The 15,595-nt window shown below is 71.2% G+C and carries 14 protein-coding genes; 7 read left to right on the top strand and 7 right to left on the bottom strand.

Features of this window, described 5'->3' with window-relative positions; genetic code table 11:
* Positions 1-420: 420 nt before the first annotated feature.
* Positions 421-1,599 (bottom strand): alcohol dehydrogenase catalytic domain-containing protein, encoded by a 1,179-nt coding sequence (locus JNW91_RS02920; RefSeq protein WP_203173402.1) that lies wholly within the window; start codon positions 1,597-1,599, stop codon positions 421-423.
* Between the two features lie 139 nt (positions 1,600-1,738).
* Here JNW91_RS02920 and JNW91_RS02925 point away from each other — a divergent pair, with 139 nt between their 5' ends.
* Together JNW91_RS02925 and JNW91_RS02930 are read left to right on the top strand one after the other, a co-directional pair.
* The gene (locus JNW91_RS02925) at positions 1,739-2,323 is read left to right on the top strand and encodes a TetR/AcrR family transcriptional regulator (protein WP_203173403.1); all 585 of its coding nucleotides are present in this window, start codon (positions 1,739-1,741) and stop codon (positions 2,321-2,323) included.
* On the top strand, positions 2,320-3,150 hold the full coding sequence (locus tag JNW91_RS02930; protein ID WP_203173404.1) for an alpha/beta fold hydrolase: 831 nt from the start codon (positions 2,320-2,322) through the stop codon (positions 3,148-3,150). The genes JNW91_RS02925 and JNW91_RS02930 overlap by 4 nt, the downstream gene beginning before the upstream one ends.
* Positions 3,151-3,243: 93 nt before the next feature.
* On the opposite strand, the gene JNW91_RS02935 is transcribed toward JNW91_RS02930, so the two are convergent.
* Positions 3,244-3,642 carry a hypothetical protein gene (locus JNW91_RS02935; protein WP_203173405.1) on the bottom strand — a complete coding sequence of 133 codons (399 nt, stop codon included), beginning with the start codon at positions 3,640-3,642 and terminating at the stop codon, positions 3,244-3,246.
* A gap of 275 nt (positions 3,643-3,917) precedes the next feature.
* Between JNW91_RS02935 and JNW91_RS02940 the strand changes: the two genes are divergently transcribed.
* Together JNW91_RS02940 and JNW91_RS02945 are read left to right on the top strand one after the other, a co-directional pair.
* A complete protein-coding gene (locus tag JNW91_RS02940) occupies positions 3,918-5,174 on the top strand; it encodes a glycoside hydrolase family 16 protein (protein ID WP_203173406.1) in 1,257 nt (418 codons plus the stop codon).
* A gap of 161 nt (positions 5,175-5,335) precedes the next feature.
* Positions 5,336-6,358, top strand: a complete 1,023-nt coding sequence (locus tag JNW91_RS02945) for a DUF4331 family protein (protein WP_203173407.1) — start codon at positions 5,336-5,338, stop codon at positions 6,356-6,358.
* A gap of 93 nt (positions 6,359-6,451) precedes the next feature.
* Here the strand turns inward: JNW91_RS02945 and JNW91_RS02950 are convergent, their stop codons facing one another.
* Together JNW91_RS02950 and JNW91_RS02955 are read right to left on the bottom strand one after the other, a co-directional pair.
* Complete coding sequence (locus JNW91_RS02950) at positions 6,452-6,682, bottom strand: DUF2188 domain-containing protein (protein WP_203173408.1); 231 nt, start codon at positions 6,680-6,682, stop codon at positions 6,452-6,454.
* Positions 6,683-6,755: 73 nt separating this feature from the next.
* Positions 6,756-7,403 (bottom strand): M23 family metallopeptidase, encoded by a 648-nt coding sequence (locus tag JNW91_RS02955; protein WP_407664238.1) that lies wholly within the window; start codon positions 7,401-7,403, stop codon positions 6,756-6,758.
* 134 nt (positions 7,404-7,537) lie between these two features.
* Between JNW91_RS02955 and JNW91_RS02960 the strand changes: the two genes are divergently transcribed.
* Genes JNW91_RS02960 through JNW91_RS02970 form a run of 3 tightly spaced genes read left to right on the top strand, consistent with a single transcriptional unit; the run spans position 7,538 to position 11,264 of the window.
* Positions 7,538-9,940, top strand: coding sequence for a PEP/pyruvate-binding domain-containing protein (locus tag JNW91_RS02960; protein WP_203173409.1), 2,403 nt, complete (start codon positions 7,538-7,540; stop codon positions 9,938-9,940).
* A 26-nt stretch (positions 9,941-9,966) separates the two neighbouring features.
* Positions 9,967-10,632, top strand: coding sequence for a hypothetical protein (locus JNW91_RS02965; protein ID WP_203173410.1), 666 nt, complete (start codon positions 9,967-9,969; stop codon positions 10,630-10,632).
* Between the two features lie 53 nt (positions 10,633-10,685).
* Positions 10,686-11,264 (top strand): TetR/AcrR family transcriptional regulator, encoded by a 579-nt coding sequence (locus JNW91_RS02970; RefSeq protein ID WP_203173411.1) that lies wholly within the window; start codon positions 10,686-10,688, stop codon positions 11,262-11,264.
* A gap of 28 nt (positions 11,265-11,292) precedes the next feature.
* Here JNW91_RS02970 and JNW91_RS02975 read toward each other — a convergent pair whose 3' ends face one another.
* From JNW91_RS02975 to JNW91_RS02985, 3 genes are all read right to left on the bottom strand, one after another.
* Entirely contained in the window at positions 11,293-12,063 is a 771-nt protein-coding gene (locus tag JNW91_RS02975) for an N-acetylmuramoyl-L-alanine amidase (RefSeq protein WP_309244203.1), read from the bottom strand.
* Positions 12,064-12,730: 667 nt separating this feature from the next.
* A complete protein-coding gene (locus tag JNW91_RS02980) occupies positions 12,731-13,879 on the bottom strand; it encodes a peptidoglycan DD-metalloendopeptidase family protein (protein WP_238424265.1) in 1,149 nt (382 codons plus the stop codon).
* A 315-nt stretch (positions 13,880-14,194) separates the two neighbouring features.
* Complete coding sequence (locus tag JNW91_RS02985; protein WP_203173413.1) at positions 14,195-15,508, bottom strand: hypothetical protein; 1,314 nt, start codon at positions 15,506-15,508, stop codon at positions 14,195-14,197.
* Positions 15,509-15,595: the final 87 nt, after the last annotated feature.

A 15,595-nucleotide genomic window follows, 5' to 3' on the forward strand; every position in this document is an offset into this window, starting at 1 on the left:
GGGACTGTTGAAAATGTAACAATCCGGCAATATAGACGTAGCGCAGTGTTCGCACGTCACAGCGGCCCCCGTGGCCCCTCCCGGAACCCCGGCCCGCCCTGCGACGTCCCCGTCGGCCGGCGACCGCACGTCGATCGACTCTGGCCGTTGCTCACAGCTCCCCCACCAGCCAAGACCTCCGACGGACCGGCCGCAGGGCTGTTGGCCGCGCCTCCCGCCGACATCGATTGATCTTGGTCGGACGGCGATGCCGGTGGCGCATCCGGGGCGCCGCGACAATCCTCGGTCAGCCGTGTGACCCACACCTCCACCGGAGGGGCGGATCGACGACGGTCAGCTGCGCGCGCCGGCACCTGGAGACGGATCAATGCCTCAACGTCCCTTAAGTGCGGATCATGCCTGTTCGCCGCGACCCGACGGTCAGCTCGGGTGCAGCACCGCCTTGATCACGCCGTTCTCCCGGCGGTCGAAGCTGCGATAGAGATCGGGAGCGTCGGCGAGGGTCCCGTGATGGGTGACGATCCTGCCGGGCCGGGCTCGGCCCGCGACGATCAGGTCCCGCAGCAGGACCGTGTAGCGGCGGTCGTGGGTACGCCCGAACCGGACCGTGGCCCCCTTGCTGAACAGCGTCCCCCACGGCGCGACCAGGTCTTCGTGGCCGTCCGCGCCGGGGGCGGGGTGCGGGTCGTTGTCCGGGTAGACGCCAGCGACAGCGATCGCGCCGGCGGCGTTGACCAGCCGGGCAGCATCCGAAATGACCTGGTTCGGGCGCTCCCGGTCGGGACGCTCCCGGTCCCGCGCCTGGAACCCGACCGCGTCGATGACCTTGTCGACCCCGCCCAGCTTCTCCTCGCCGAGCGGCAACCCGGCCCGTGCGCGGTCGGCGCGGATCCGCTCGACCGGATCTCCGCGACGGAAGTCGACTGGCACGGCGCCGATCTCGCCGGCCTTGTCGAGCCGGGCGTCGACGCCGTCGACGCAGTACACGGCCCGGGCACCGCGCAGCAGCGCCGAGTAGGAGCTCAGCAGGCCGATGGTGCCGGCACCGAACACCGCCACCGTGTCGCCGGGCTCGACCTCGGCAAGGGTCGCTGCGGCGTGCCACCCCGTGACGAACGCGTCGGCGAGCAGCACGAAGTCGCCCTCGTACGCGTCCCCCGGCTCACCGGGCAGGGGCACGCAGTTGGCATCGGCCCACGGCACGCGCAGCAGGTCGGCCTGGGCGCCCCGGTACGGACCCATCCCGGCGTAGCCGTACGCCGCGCCCGGTGCCTCGTCCCGGGCCCGTAGACAGGCCGCGGAGAGCCCTCGGGCACACATCACGCACGTCCCGCAGAACAGGTGCGTGGGGATCACCACGCGGGTGCCCGGCCGGACGGTCTGCACCGCGCTACCCACCTCCTGAACCACACCCAGCGGTTCGTGGCCGAGCACCAGCCCGGGTTCGGCGCTGGTCCGCCCGTCGTACATGTGCAGGTCGGTGCCGCACAGGGCGGTGGAGGTGATTCGCACGAGCGCGTCGGTCTCGACCTCCAGCGTCGCGTCGGGCACCTCCCGCACGTCGACGGTCCGAACGTCCGCGTAGACGACGGCTCTCATCCCGGCTCTCCTGTTCGGCGGTGGAACAGCCGTCTCCCCCCGGCTGGGCCGTTCATGCCCACCCGGGGCGACAGAGCGGGCTCCGGGCGGTGTTATCTTAGGACCCCTAAGCTTTTTCCTAGCAGATCAAAGGTTCGGTATGCCACGGCAGGGTTTGACCATCGCGCGCGTCTCGGCCGCCGCAGCCGAGCTGGCGGACTCGGTCGGCCTGTCGCGGTTGACCGTCGCGGCGGTCGCCCGGCACTTCGGGGTCTCCGACGCCGCCCTGTACGTACACGTCCGCAGCCGCGACGCGCTGATCGAGCACGTCGCGGTCCGGGCGGCGGCGGCCCTCGCCGACGAACTGGCGATCGCCGTGGCTGGTCGAGCAGGCCACCAGGCCCTCGCCGGGTTCGCCGACGCCTGGCGCGCGTTCGCCGTCACGCACCCGGGGCAGTACGCCGCGACACAGCTCCAGTTGCCGCCCGAGGTCGGCACGAGTTCGGCGGGGCACCTACGCATGATCGAGCTGAGCTACGCGATGCTGCGCGGGTACGGGCTGGACGAGCCGGCGCTGACCGACGCGATGCGATTCGTCCGCAGCACCTTCCACGGCTTCGCGAGTCTCGAGATCGTGGAGGGTTTCGGGCATCCCCGCGCTGTCGACGCGTCGTGGCACTCGATCATCGACGCGGTGCACACCACTCTGAGCAACTGGCCGACCGGAACACGGGAGCAGAAGTGAACAGCCACGATCAGTACGTCGAGTCCGCCGACGGAACCCGCCTGGTGGCACGGCGCCTGGGTGCCGGCGATCCGGTCGTCCTCGTGCACGGTTCGGGTGGGGGTCTGCACTCCTGGGCCGCCGTCGCGGCGCACCTCGCCCACGAGTACGAGGTGTGGCTGCCGGCCCGACGCGGATACGGTCCCAGCGACGTACCGCCGGGTGTCAAGTCCTTCGAGCGCGAGACCGCCGACCTGATCGCCGTCATCGAGGCGGCGCGCCAGCCCTCGGGCAAGCCCGTCCATCTCGTCGGGGCCTCCTACGGAGCGACCCTGGCCTTGCACACCACGTCGGCTGATCCACGCGACGTACGATCGCTGGCCGCCTTCGAACCGCCGCTCTACGCGGCCGGAGCGGAGATCGCACCCCTGCTCGACCGGTACCGTTCCGCCTTCGAGCGCGACGACGCCGCGGCGATGAGAGCGGCGTTGAACGGCGTGACGCGGGTTCCGGCGGAGGTTGTCGCCGCGCTCGCTGCGGCGGCGGGCGACCGGACGCCTGATCCGGTCGAGGCCCGCCGCTCGGCGATCGGTTGGCTACACGATCTCGAGGCCCTTGCCGGGGACAGCACGGACATCGCCCGATGGTCCGCGATCACCGTGCCGACCCTCCTGCTCGGCGGCGCCGACACGTGGGAGCCGATGCCCACGACGATGAAGAACCTCGCGGCGACGATCCCGACGGCGCGTCACGTTGTATGGCCGGGCCAGTCGCATTTCGTGACCATGACGGCACCCGCCCTGGCCGCCGACGCTCTGCGGGAGTTCTTCGCCGAGATTCCGGCGTAGCCGAACTCGCCGGGGCGGCGTGGTCGGGACGATGATTGTGGCGGCCTGGCCGGTCAGCTGACCCAGCGACGACACGTCAGGTCGACGGGCGGCCTAACCGACCTGGGCCACCGACGCCGGACGGCGCGTGATCTCCTCCATGAAGGGGAACCGGGCGGTCAGCTCGGCGATCGTCAGCCCGGCCTGCCAGGCCGCGGCCACCTGGGCGATCTGGAGGAGGTCCATGGCATCGCCGCGCGCGAGGACCTCTCCCGAAACCCGAAGGTCGATCATGAAGTATCGGGCCTGGGAGCCGAGCCCGACGCAGGCCACGCCCTGGTCGGAGTGCAGCTCGGCGCAGGTGAAGCGGCTCCGCCCCTGCTCGGGGGCGGTCACCCGGCCGAGGTCGAGCTGGTGGCGGGCGGCGGTCTCAATGAGCGCGGGGGCCAGGCCACCCCGCTCGACCAGGTCCGGGTAGAGGCGCACACCCAGCGCCGTCGACGCGTCGCTCATGACTGACTCCCACTTCCTTGTGACAGAGACCAGCAGCGCGCAGGTTACGGGGAGGTTTCCTGCGAACCTCGTCATCCTGTCCCGGGTGGACGCTCCACGGCAATAGGAAGGGTCGATTCGACCGCCATCGAGGGGTGCGATCGGGCGGTAACGGACGGTCGCCGTATTGGAAACACTCTTGACAGAAATGCATGATATAGACATACTTCACTCTAGAGAGCGCTCCTACCTCTCCGGCGCGTAGCCTCCGCCACCCCCTCGCTGAGGAGCCTCCCGTGTTCACAGCCCGCACCGCACCCCGCCTCCGACCCCTCGTCCTCGCGGCGGTCGCCCTCGTCACCACCGCCGCCGCCCTCGCCCTCCCGGGGCAATCCGACCGAGCCGAGGCCGCCATCGGCCCGATCACCTGGCAGGACGAGTTCAACGCCGCAGCCGGCGCGCCCGTCGACCAGAGCAAATGGCGCTTCGACATCGGCGGCAGCGGGTGGGGCAACAACGAACGGCAGTACTACACCAACAGCACCAGCAACGCCGTCCACGACGGCCAGGGCAACCTCGTCATCACCGCCCGCCGGGAGAATCCCGCCAACTACCAGTGCCACTACGGACGCTGCGAGTACACCTCGGCCCGGCTGCTGACGGCGGCGACCTTCACCCAGACGTACGGCCGATTCGAGGCTCGCATCAAGATCCCGCGCGGCCAGGGCATCTGGCCGGCCTTCTGGATGCTCGGCACCGGTGGCGGGTGGCCCGACGCCGGCGAGATCGACGTCATGGAGAACATCGGCCGGGAACCCAACACCGTCTACGGCACCGTGCACGGGCCCGGCTACTCCGGCGGCGGCGGCATCACCGGCAGCCGCACCCTCGGCAGTCCGCTCGCCGACGGCTTCCACGACTACCGGGTGGACTGGGAGCCGAACGCGATCACCTGGTACCTGGACGGGGTGCAGTACCACCGGGTGGACCCGGCCCGGCTCGGCGGCAACCGGTGGGTGTTCGACCACCCGTTCTTCATGATCCTCAACGTGGCGGTCGGCGGCAACTGGCCCGGCTACCCGGACGGCTCCACGCAGTTCCCGCAGCAGATGCTCGTCGACTACGTCCGGGTGTCCAGCTACACCTCCGGCGGCGGCGACCCCGCCCCCGGCACCAGCCGGATCAGGGGAGCACAGAGCGGCCGGTGCATCGACATCCCCGGCGCCAACCCGGTGGAGGGCGCCAAGCTCCAGATCTGGGACTGCAACACCACCGCGGCACAGGCGTGGACCTTCGCCTCCGACGGGACCGTCCGCGCGATGGGCAAGTGCATGGACCCCGCCTGGGCTGGCACCGCCAACGGCACCGAGGTCAACCTGGTCAGTTGCAACGGCAACCCGGCTCAACGCTTCACCCTCAACGGGGCTGGCGATCTGGTCAACCTCAGCGCCAACAAGTGCGTGGACGTGCGGGAGGCCAATCCCAACAACGGCGGCAAGCTGCACCTGTGGGACTGCATCGGCGCGGCCAACCAGAAGTGGTCTCGCATCTGACGACGCCAGCGCGAGCGATCGGGCCGTCCGACAACAGGGTCGGGCGGCCCGCCTTGTGGACTCACCCGGGTCGAACCTGGATTCGGCCGACGACGCAAAGAGCGAGCCCTATGCCCGCTATGTTCGGATAATCCATATCCGGCCGTTCCGGGAGTGAACCCATGTCACACCATCTCGACACCCCTCTCGCCGCCCAGGGCGGTCAGCTCTACATCGACGACCTGTACGTCTTCAACGGCGACCGCGCCACGGTGTTCGTCATGGACGTCAACAGCTCGGTGACCAAGGCCGACATCAAGCGCGGCTTCCACGCCGAGGCGCGCTACGAGATCAAGATCCACTTCAACGGCGCGGAGACGGAGGAGCTGACCTACCGATTCGCCTTCGGCGAACTGGACGGTGACGCCAAGCAGATTCTCCAGTTGTACGAGCTCACCGGAGCCGACGCCCGCGACGACGCCGCGATGGGCACTCCCATCGCCGAGGGGCGGACCGGTGAGGTGTCGACCGGCGGCAACGTCCGGATCTGGGCCGGGCGGATCACCGACCCGTTCTTCGTCGACCTCGACGAACTCGCCACCATCAACGGCGCGGTCAAGAACGGTTCGCGGGTGGACCGCTCGGCGTGGCGGGTCGACCGGGCCAAGAACAGCTTCGCCGGCACGACCGTCGAGTCGATCGTCCTGGAGGTCTCCCATGACGAGCCGCTGCTGCGCGACGGCACCGAGATCGGCGTGTGGTGTCGGACACTGCTGGCCACCGACGCCGGTGGATGGCGCCAGATCAACCGCGCCGGCCACCCGATGATGTGGCCGATCTTCTGGCCCCACGACACCGACTTCTCGGACCCCGCCAACTTCCGACACCCCAGCAAGGACCTCCCCGAAGGCGGGGAGGAGATCGCCAGCGCGGTCGCGGGGGTCGTCGCGGCGAACGGCACCGCACCGGACCCACAGGCGTACGGCTGGAGCGTCGCCCGGCAGCTCTACCCCGACGTGTTGCCGTACAAGGTCGGCACGGCCGCGAACTACGGCTTCGCGGTCCGCAACGGCCGCACCATGGCCGACAACGCGCCGGAGGTGATGTTCTCCATGGTCCTCAACACCGGCACCACGTCGGGCCTCACGTCGGACGTCACGAAGGCCGCCCGCGCCACCACGTTCCCGTACGTCGTGCCGGCCTGACGGTTTGCGACGCGGCCACAGGGCCGACCACGCGAAAGCGAACTGACCTCCTCGGCCACGCCGAAGAGGTCAGTTCGCAGGAACCGGAAGCGATCAGCCCGCGATGTCCCGGGGATCGCGGCTGCGCGGGTAGGTGTTCTTCTCCCCGATCGTGCCGTCCTGCTTCTTGATCACGTGCTCGACGCCACGGTCGGCCGCCATCTCGCGGCCCTCGGCCTGCGCGTCGGCCTTCACGTCGTGGGTGCTGCTGGCCCGCTCGTTGCCCTCCGGCTTGTTCTTCCACTGCCCGTCCTCGTGGTACGTGTCGACGTCACCCTTGGCCATGGCCGGCTCCTCCCTGCGTCTGAACTGTCCCCCGGATCAGTGCCCCGAGGAGCGCCGAACAAAACCGTGGTCCTCAGGAGACGGCCCGGCAGTTGTTGCTCGTCCGCTTGACCGTGTACTCGCGATCGTCGGTGGTGATGCCCGACGGGGCGCCGTCGAAGTGGGTCTCCACCTTGTCCCAGCCGCGCCGCTGCTCGTAGTGCAGGTGCGGGGCGCCGGAGTTGCCGGTGCTGCCGAGGCGCCCGATCTGCTCGCCCTGCGCGACCTTCTGACCGACCTCGACCAGCGGCGGTTCGAGCATGTGCAGGTACTGCGTCTCCCACTTGCCGCCGTGGTCGATCTTCACCCAGTAACCGCCACCGCGACCGCGTGGACCTTGGGGGTTCTCCGGGGTACGCCCGCCCAGCGACCCGTTGATGCCCGCCACGGTGACCGTGCCGGCGTACGAGGCGAGCACGGGACGCCCCCAGGCCTCGCCCTCGGTGGGGAACAGGTCGACGTCGAAGTCGTCGTGGCCGGGGTAGGTGCCGAGTTGCCACGTCTCACCACAGGACACCGGCATCTGGAAGAGCGGACGCGGACCCGCGGGTCGCAGCATCGGCACGACGACCACGGCGATGCCGAGGACGGCCGCCGCCGCGACGAGCGCGACGAGAACGCGGACGGTACGGCTTCGGGGGCGGCGGTGGGTGCGGGCTCTGCTGGGGCGGCCGGTCGTCACCGGCCCGAGCATGGCAGATGCCGGCAACGCCCCGGCCGTGGGTCGCGGTGATCATCACAGTGACATTGCAGTTGTATCGTAAACGCGCTACGGTCGGACGCAATGCAGTTGTATTGCAACGAGAGGGGCGCCCCATGCACGTGATCGCGTTGTCCGAGGCGACCGCCGCGATGGTCGACCTGGTCGGCGGCAAGGCGGCCGGGCTGGGCGAGCTGATCCGGCGCGGCGAACGCGTGCCCGAGGGATTCTGCGTCACCGCCGAAGCCCATCGGCTCGGCGTCGTCCCCGAGGCGGAGATCATCGCCGCGTACGAGAGGCTCGGGGCAGGCCCGGTGGCGGTGCGGTCCAGCGCCACCGCCGAGGACCTGCCGGACGCCAGCTTCGCCGGACAGCAGGACACCGTCCTCAACGTCACGGGTGGCGCGGAGTTGATCGCCGCGATCGGCAAGTGCTGGGATTCGCTGCACACCGACCGCGCGACCGCCTACCGCGACGCCCGCCAGATCGACCATCGCGAGGTGCGGATGGCGGTCGTCGTGCAACGCATGGTCACGCCCACGGTAGCGGGGGTGCTCTTCACCGCCAACCCGCTCACCGGCCGGCGCGACGAGATGGCGGTCGACGCCGCGCCGGGGCTCGGCACCACCGTCGTGGACGGCGCGACGACCGTGGACCACTACGTCCTCGACGGCGTCGCGCGGGACGACACGGGATGCCTGACGTCCGCACACCTGGCACGACTGCGGGCCACCGGCGAGCGGTTGCAGGATCACTTCGGCTGCCCGCAGGACGTGGAGTGGGCGATCGACGCGGACGACGTGCTGTGGTTGCTGCAGTCGCGGCCGATCACCAGCCTGTTCCCCCTCCCGCCGGCCACCGACAAGCCCCTCCCCCGCGTCTACCTGGAGTTCGGGCACGTCCAGGGCATGCTGCAACCGGTCACTCCGATGGGCATGGCGACCCTGCGGGCGCAGATCACCGCGATGCTCGCCGCGCTCGGCGTCCGGGTCGAGATCGTCGACATCGGCGGACGCCTCTACGGTGACCTGACCGACCTGGCCAGGAGCCGGTCGTCTCGTCGCCGGCTGGTCAAGCTCATGGCCGTCGACTTCGGGCCCCGGGCGCAGGCGGTGATGCGGCACGTCCTGGCGGATCCGCGATTCGCCCCGACCAGCGGCGGCACCGGGCGCGGCGCTTCGCAGGGGGCGGCCTCGCTGGGAACGGCCGGCCGCGCGGTGGTGGGGATCGTGCGGGCGCTGGCCCGCCCCGAGACGGCACGGAACCGGATGTTCCGGGCGATCGAGCAGATCAGAGTACGGTCGGCGCCCCCCGCCGACCTGCGGACCGCCGCGGACCGGCTGCGTTTCCTTAAGGCGCGGGACGCCGGGGACAGCGCCGACGCCATCATGTGGCCCATCGTCGCGGGGATGCTCGCCGCCGCGCTGCCGGCCGCACTGCTCAAGGGTGTCGCCGGCCCGGACGAGATCCACGCCGTGCTGGGCGGGATGCCGCACAACGTCACCATCGAGATGGACCTGGCGCTGTGGCGACTCGCCCAGAGCGCGGGTGAACACCGTCGGCTCCTGCTCGACACCCCGCCGGACGAGCTGGCCGCGCGGCACCTGCGCGGAACGCTGCCCGACGTCGGCATGGCCGCCTTCCTCGACGAGTACGGCCATCGGGGCGTCGCCGAGGTCGATCTCGGCGTGCCACGCTGGGCCGAGGATCCCACCCCGGTCTTCGCCGCGCTCGCCAACTACCTGCGCGTCACCGACCCCCGGCAGGGCCCCGACCAGCGCTTCCACCGCGCCGCCGCGACGGCCGAGACGGCGCTGGAGGAGCTGGTCACGCGAGCCCGCCGTCGGCGTCCGGTACGCGGACGGATCGCGGGATTCCTGCTGCGCCGGGCCCGGTCGTTGGCCGGCCTGCGCGAGGCCGGCAAGTTCGCCGGGCTGTACCCGCTGCGGGAGACACGCCGACAACTGCTGCTCATCGGGGCCGACCTGACCGGCCTCGGGCTGCTGGAGCAGCCCGACGACATCATGTTCCTGACCCTCGACGAGGTGCACACCGCCGTACACCAGGATGTTGATCATCGCGGTGTCGTCGCGTCCCGTCGGGCCGTGCACCGCCGGGAGCTGCGTCGCCGTACGGTGCCGGTGGCGTTGCTGTCCGACGGCACCGACGTCGAGACGGTCCTGCCGGCGGCGCCCGCGAGCGACGGGACGCTCGTCGGCGTGGGCGCGTCCTCCGGACGGGTGACCGGGCCCGCCCGGGTCGTCCGCGACCCGGCCACCGCCCACATCGAACCCGGGGACGTCCTGGTCGCCGCGACCACGGATCCCGGCTGGACCCCGCTCTTCCTCACCGCCGCGGCCCTGGTCACCGAAACCGGCGCGATCATGGCCCACGGCCCCACCGTGGCCCGGGAGTACGGCATCCCCGCCGTCATCTGCGTACCGGGCGCCACCCGGACGATCTCCACCGGGCAGCTCGTCACGGTCGACGGCGGCGCCGGAACCGTCACCTTCCACTGAACGCCACCCCTACCGCGAGGACGACGATGACCGAGACGAGAACGCCGACCAGGGCGACCGCCGGACAGCTGCTGCGCCGGGCGGCGGTGACCGAGGCCGCGATGTGGCGCAGCCTGTACCTGTGGGCGCGACGCCGCCCCCTGCCGTTGGGCCCCGGCGACGAGCCGTTCGGCTACCTCGGCGTGGTCAAGCCGATCCTCGGCATCTTCATCGGCCTGTCGGTCGTCGAGATTCCGATCTTCGACCTCATCGTCACCCACGTCGTGCCGTGGCGGCCCGCCCGCTGGATCGTGCTCGTCCTCGGCGTCTGGGGTGTGCTCTGGATGGTCGGCCTGTTCGCCAGCATGACGATCCATCCGCACGTCGTGGGTGACAGGGGCCTGCGGGTACGGCTCAGCTCCGGCATCGACATCTTCATCCCGTGGACGGACGTCGAGGCGTTGCGCAAGCGCTACCGCTCACTGCCCTCCAGCAGGTCCGTGCAGGTCGAGCAGGAGGGCGACCGCCGGGTCCTGCACATCCCGGTCGGCAGCCAGACGAGCATCGACGTCCTGCTGCGCCGGCCGACGACCTTCGACCTGCCCAAGGGCCGGTCCGCACCGATGAACGAGCTACGGCTGTACGCCGACGACCCCGACGGCCTCCTGCGCAGCGCGCGGGGCACACCGGCGGGCGACACCGCCCGCCGGTAGCCGCCGCCCGCCGGCGGGGTGTCCGGACCACCCACTGTGAAACGATCGAGGTCATGCCCAAGAAGGTCGATCACCAGGAGCGACGCACCCTCATCGCGGACGCGCTGATGCGGGTCGCCGCCGACCAGGGCCTGGAGGCGGTGAGTCTCCGCCACGTGGCCACCGAGGCCGGCGTGTCCGCCGGGATGGTCCAGCACTACTTCCGTACCAAGGACGAGATGATGGCGTTCGCGTTGAGCGTGGTCCGCGAGCGCAGCCAGGTCCGGGTCACCGAGGCGGTGGCCCGGCTGGGCGAGAACCCCTCCCCCCGGCTCCTGCTGCGGACGATGCTCGCCGCGCTGTTGCCGCTCGACGAGCGGACCCGCGACGACGGGCGGGTGGCGCTGGCGTTCCTCGCCTACACGGCGGTACGACCGTCGGCCGCGCCCAGCCTGCGCGCGGACACCGCGCAGCTGACCAGCTTCATCGCGAGCGTCCTGCCCGCGAAGGACGCCGCCGCGGCGGCCGGCCTGCTCGCGCTGATGGAGGGCCTGGGCGTCTATCTGCTGGGTGGGCAGTACACCGCCGAGCAGGCGCTGGACGCGCTGGACGTCCAGCTGGACCTGCTCTTCGGCTCGTCGGCGGCCGCCTGAGCGACCCTGCTGGTGCTCATCCGCACCGTCAGCAGCGCGGCACGTTCGGGATGTAGCCGTCGTAGCCGGTGAGCACGTACGCGTCGGAGACGTAGCGGTTGGTGCCGATCCGGTTCCAGACGGCGGTCGTACCGTACGGGCCGGTGACCGTGCTGCCGACGGTCTGGCAGTAGACGGCGACGGTGGCACCGTCGGCGACCGAGCCGACGACCGGATAGCTGGCGCCCGGTCCGGAGCGTACGTTCAGGGTGCTCGCGCTGGTGTTCACCGTGCCGGAGCCGATGCCGGTCGTCCCGTTCACCAGTTGCATGTAGTAGGTCCAGTTCCAGTTCGGGCCGGGATCGGTGTGGGTGGCACCGGGCACCTCAGCGTGCGCGATGATGTGCGCCCGATCCCGGGGAATGCCGTACTTCGTGGTGAGACTGCGGGTGAGCGCGGCGGAGGCCCGGTACATCGCGTCGGTGAACCAGGCCGCGTCGTCGACGTACCCCTCGTGCTCGATGCCGATCGACTGGGTGTTGTACGTCCAGTTGCCGGCGTGCCAGGCGATGTCCTTCTCCCGCACCGACTGCGTGACCGCCCCGTCCGACGAGCGGAGGGTGTAGTGCGCGCTGACCTGGGCGGCCGGGTTCTGGAACCAGCTGATGGCGCCGGCGTACGAGCCCTGCGTCATGTGGATGACGATGTGGGTCACCTGGTGGCTGCCCGGTCGACTGGCCACGGTGTAGTTGCTCGTGCTGGCCGGCGCCCACGCGGCCGGCCCGTAGTCGGTGCTCAGGGTGCCGACGCCACCGAGCACGGCGGCCCCGCTCCAGGCCGCCCCGGCGCGGCGCGACCGGCCGACCGGGCACCGTCTCGCCGCGCCCGGTGAACCCGGCGCGCAGCAGATCGTAGACGGTGTCCGCGTAGAGCCGCGCGACCGACGGGTCGTGGGCGCCACCGTAGCGGGCGAGCGGCGTGTACCACCCGTTCACGTCGTCGCGGGCCGCGGCGCTGAGGCCGGCCTGATCGGCGTACGAACGCAGCACGGCGGCCGCCCCGAGGACGTTCGCCGCGGGCTCGGTCCGCAGCGCGGCCGGACTGAGCCGGGTGAGCGTCGCCGCCGCGTCCAGGGTGCGCACCTCCGGGTTGCTCGCCAGGTGCATGAGCCCGTACCCGCCGGCCGCGCTCGCCGCGCCGCCGTGCATGTCCAGCCGCGACTCGGCGTACCCGAGCGCCACCAGCAGATCCCGTGGAACGTCGTACCGCGCGGCGGCGGTGTCGAACGCGGCGGCCAGCGGGGCGGCCGGCGCCGGCGTCCCGCCGGGGTCGGCGACGGCCGGTGACGCGACCGCGACGACTCCGGCCAGGGTGGTGGTCAGGGCGAGCAGGAGTCGACCTCGGTGGGAGGTGCGAACGGACATGAGCACTCCTTGCGGTGACTGGGGTTGGCGGCCGTCGGGCCGCAACCTCGGCGGTCGAACTCGTCAGCACCAGCCGTTGACCGGACCGTTCACACCGGTCCACAGGTACGCGTCGGACACCCAACTGCCGTCGCTCAGGCGGTCCCAGAGCGCTGTGGTGCCGTAGCGCCCGGTGTGGGAGGTGCCGTTGGCGGAGCAGGAGACGGTGACGGTCGCGCCGTCGGCCAGCGAGCCGACCGAGCCGTATCCGGTGCCCGGCCCCGCGCGCCGGGTGAGCACCCCACCGCCGTTCGCGTCGACCACCGCCTGGTTGAGGCCGAGCGCCCCGTAGTTGTACACGCCGCCGCCGACGCCAGCCCAGGCCGAGCCGTGCCGCGCTCCGCCCTGGTAGGCGGCCGCGCCGTTGGCGAGTACCCACTTGCCGATGTCATGGTCGGCGATCGGCACGTACGCGCTGTTCTGCCGCAGCCCGAAGTGGACGTGCCGCCCGTAGGCCGCCCCACCGCAGGTGACGTCGGTGCCGGTGTTACCCAGGACGGCACCCTGGCCGACGCTGGCGCCGTTGACGGAGATGCTGTTCCACAGGTGGTAGTAGTCGGTCGAGTAGCCGCGGTCGTGGATGACCCGGATCCATCCCTGACACATCGTGTACGCCGCGCCGCCCCGGGCCGCGCGGACCACCTGGTCACCACCGGCAAGGTCGATGGAGCTGTACGGTGACTCGGTTCCGCCCCAGCCGTGCGGACCGCTGGTGAGCGTCCACGTCTGGCCCACGCCGAACGGCAGGGCCATCCCGGTCCGATAGTCCCCGCCCGCGTACAGGGGGGTCGGAGTGGTGGTGAGCACGTTCCTCTCCTGACCCGTCACCAGCGGCGACTCGGCGGCGAGTGCACCGAAGGCGGCCTCGCCGTCGAAGGCGATCCGCCAGCCGGTGGGCTCGGACCGGGCGATGAAGATCGATCCGGTCGGGTGGGCGTCCTCCTGTCGGGGCGCGAGCGCCACGGCGGTGCCGAACGCCCACCGGCCGCTGGTGCGGCTGACCGTGACCCGGGTGTCCCGTCGCGCGTCGGCGGTCGACAGCTTGGCGACGCCGAGCAGTTTGGCGGTCACCGCGTCGGTGAGCGCCGGGGTGACGGCCGCGGAGGCGGCACTGGGCGCCACCCCGATCAGGCTCGTGACCATCAACAGGGCAGCGGCTGCGCCGCCGGCCAATCGTCGACCGTGTCTCATCGTGCCCTCACTTTCGATGCGGGATTCCGGCCGGGCCGGCGGAAAGCCTTGGCCGTTGACGGGTGGGGTACGAGCGAGGCTGAGCAGGCGTTACCGCCCCGCCACTGAGACCGACGTAAATATTGACGCTGATTGTTGTGTAGTAAACCGTCGAAGTCAACGCACTCATCGAAGGTTTTCTACATCACCCGATTCGCGCATCACCCGTGGGGCGGGGTGACGGACGGGAACGAGCGCACGGCCTGGTCCGGGCGAGCCGGAAACCGGTGACCGTGCGCTCGTCGACCCTCGGATCGGTCAGCGTGCCCTGGTGGCGGCCCGCGCCTTGCGTTGACGCAGCTCTTCGGCGGTCATGAGCCAGGTGGAGTTCGTCGCCCCGAGACCGAGAAGCACCTGGTCGAAGGCGTTGCCGTCGTTGTCGTCGGTGTAGCAGAGGCTCACCTCGCCCCACGGGGACGCGGCGACGGCGAGATGCTCCTGCCGGCCCGTCGTGGTCTGGCTCAGTGCCTGCGCCGCCAGCCGACCGGTGGACGTGCCGTCGGGGTTGAGGCCCCGGGCCCAGACGTCCGGGTTGGCGCCGGACACCGTCCAGCCCACCACGACGTTGTCCTCGTCGTCGATGCCGACGCCGGGCGCGACGGCGCCGACCCCGGTCGAGACCTGGACCTCGTCGTGCCGGGCGGTGCCGGCGGCGGTGAACGAACGCGCCCAGACACCCCGGGCGCCGGTGTGGTCCGACTCCCACCCGACGGTGAAGTCGCCGGCGAAGGTCGCCGCGACCGAGGCCCGCTGCTGCTGCCCGCCGCTCTGCGCGTTGGCCGTCCGCCGCGACAGCACCACCGCGCCGTTGGAGCGGGCCAGCCGGGTCAGACCGATGTTGTACGAGCCGTTCGCGTCGGCGTCCTCGTCCCAGACCACCAGAGCCTCGCCGGACGCCGACACCGCCACGTCGGGGCGGTGGTGCGCGCCGGTCGTCTGCGAGGCCGTCACCTCGTACGCCTTGGTGGCGGGGGCGGTGAAGCCGGCGGCCTTCACGGTGGCGGGAGCGGTCCCCTGCACGTCCTCCCAGACCACGGTGAAGCCCACCGCGGCGCTGGTGGGCGTGCCGTCCGGGTCGACCGCCACCTTCGGCCAGATCTGCTGCCCCGCGTCGGAGGCGTTGGCCTGCCCCGAGCCGAGCACCGCGCCGCTGGGCGACACCACCCGGTACTGGATGTTGTAGACGCCGTTGCCGTCGCCGTCGGCAGCCCACACCACCACCGCGTTGCCCTTGTCGTCGAGCCCGACGTCGGGGCTGATGTGCCGCCAGGCGGCTCCGCTGGTGCCTCCGGTGGACAGTTTCAGCTCGTAGCCGGGCGTACCGTCGCGGAAGAGGCGCAGGTAGATCTCACTGTGGGTGTCGTCCTCGGGGGCGGTGGAGTCCCGGTCGTCCTCCCACACCACCGCGACCTGACCGTTGCGGTTCATGGCGATCGCGGGCAGATCCTGGTCGCCGGTGGCGACGCTGTTCGCCGCGGTCCAGGTGACCGCCGCGGCGGTGACGGCGATCGGGGCCGGTACCACGTTCGGGACCAGCAGGGACGCGGCGAGCAGTGACGTGAGTGCGGTCATCGGTGGTTCTCCTTCATCCGGCCTGGAGGCCGGGCTGGCCGTCGAGGATGACGAACGAACGCACCGTGGACGCCGCCGCACCGTGTT

The organism is Micromonospora parastrephiae, assembly GCF_016802865.1.
In the GTDB taxonomy this organism is placed as follows: Bacteria; Actinomycetota; Actinomycetes; order Mycobacteriales; family Micromonosporaceae; genus Micromonospora; species Micromonospora parastrephiae.

Coding starts and splice junctions, on each gene's coding strand:
- JNW91_RS02960 (WP_203173409.1), top strand. CDS start 7,538: ATGCACGTGATCGCGTTGTCCGAGGCGACCGCCGCGATGGTCGACCTG.
- JNW91_RS02925 (WP_203173403.1), top strand. CDS start 1,739: ATGCCACGGCAGGGTTTGACCATCGCGCGCGTCTCGGCCGCCGCAGCC.
- JNW91_RS02970 (WP_203173411.1), top strand. CDS start 10,686: ATGCCCAAGAAGGTCGATCACCAGGAGCGACGCACCCTCATCGCGGAC.
- JNW91_RS02945 (WP_203173407.1), top strand. CDS start 5,336: ATGTCACACCATCTCGACACCCCTCTCGCCGCCCAGGGCGGTCAGCTC.
- JNW91_RS02950 (WP_203173408.1), bottom strand. CDS start 6,682: ATGGCCAAGGGTGACGTCGACACGTACCACGAGGACGGGCAGTGGAAG.
- JNW91_RS02920 (WP_203173402.1), bottom strand. CDS start 1,599: ATGAGAGCCGTCGTCTACGCGGACGTTCGGACCGTCGACGTGCGGGAG.
- JNW91_RS02965 (WP_203173410.1), top strand. CDS start 9,967: ATGACCGAGACGAGAACGCCGACCAGGGCGACCGCCGGACAGCTGCTG.
- JNW91_RS02985 (WP_203173413.1), bottom strand. CDS start 15,508: ATGACCGCACTCACGTCACTGCTCGCCGCGTCCCTGCTGGTCCCGAAC.
- JNW91_RS02935 (WP_203173405.1), bottom strand. CDS start 3,642: ATGAGCGACGCGTCGACGGCGCTGGGTGTGCGCCTCTACCCGGACCTG.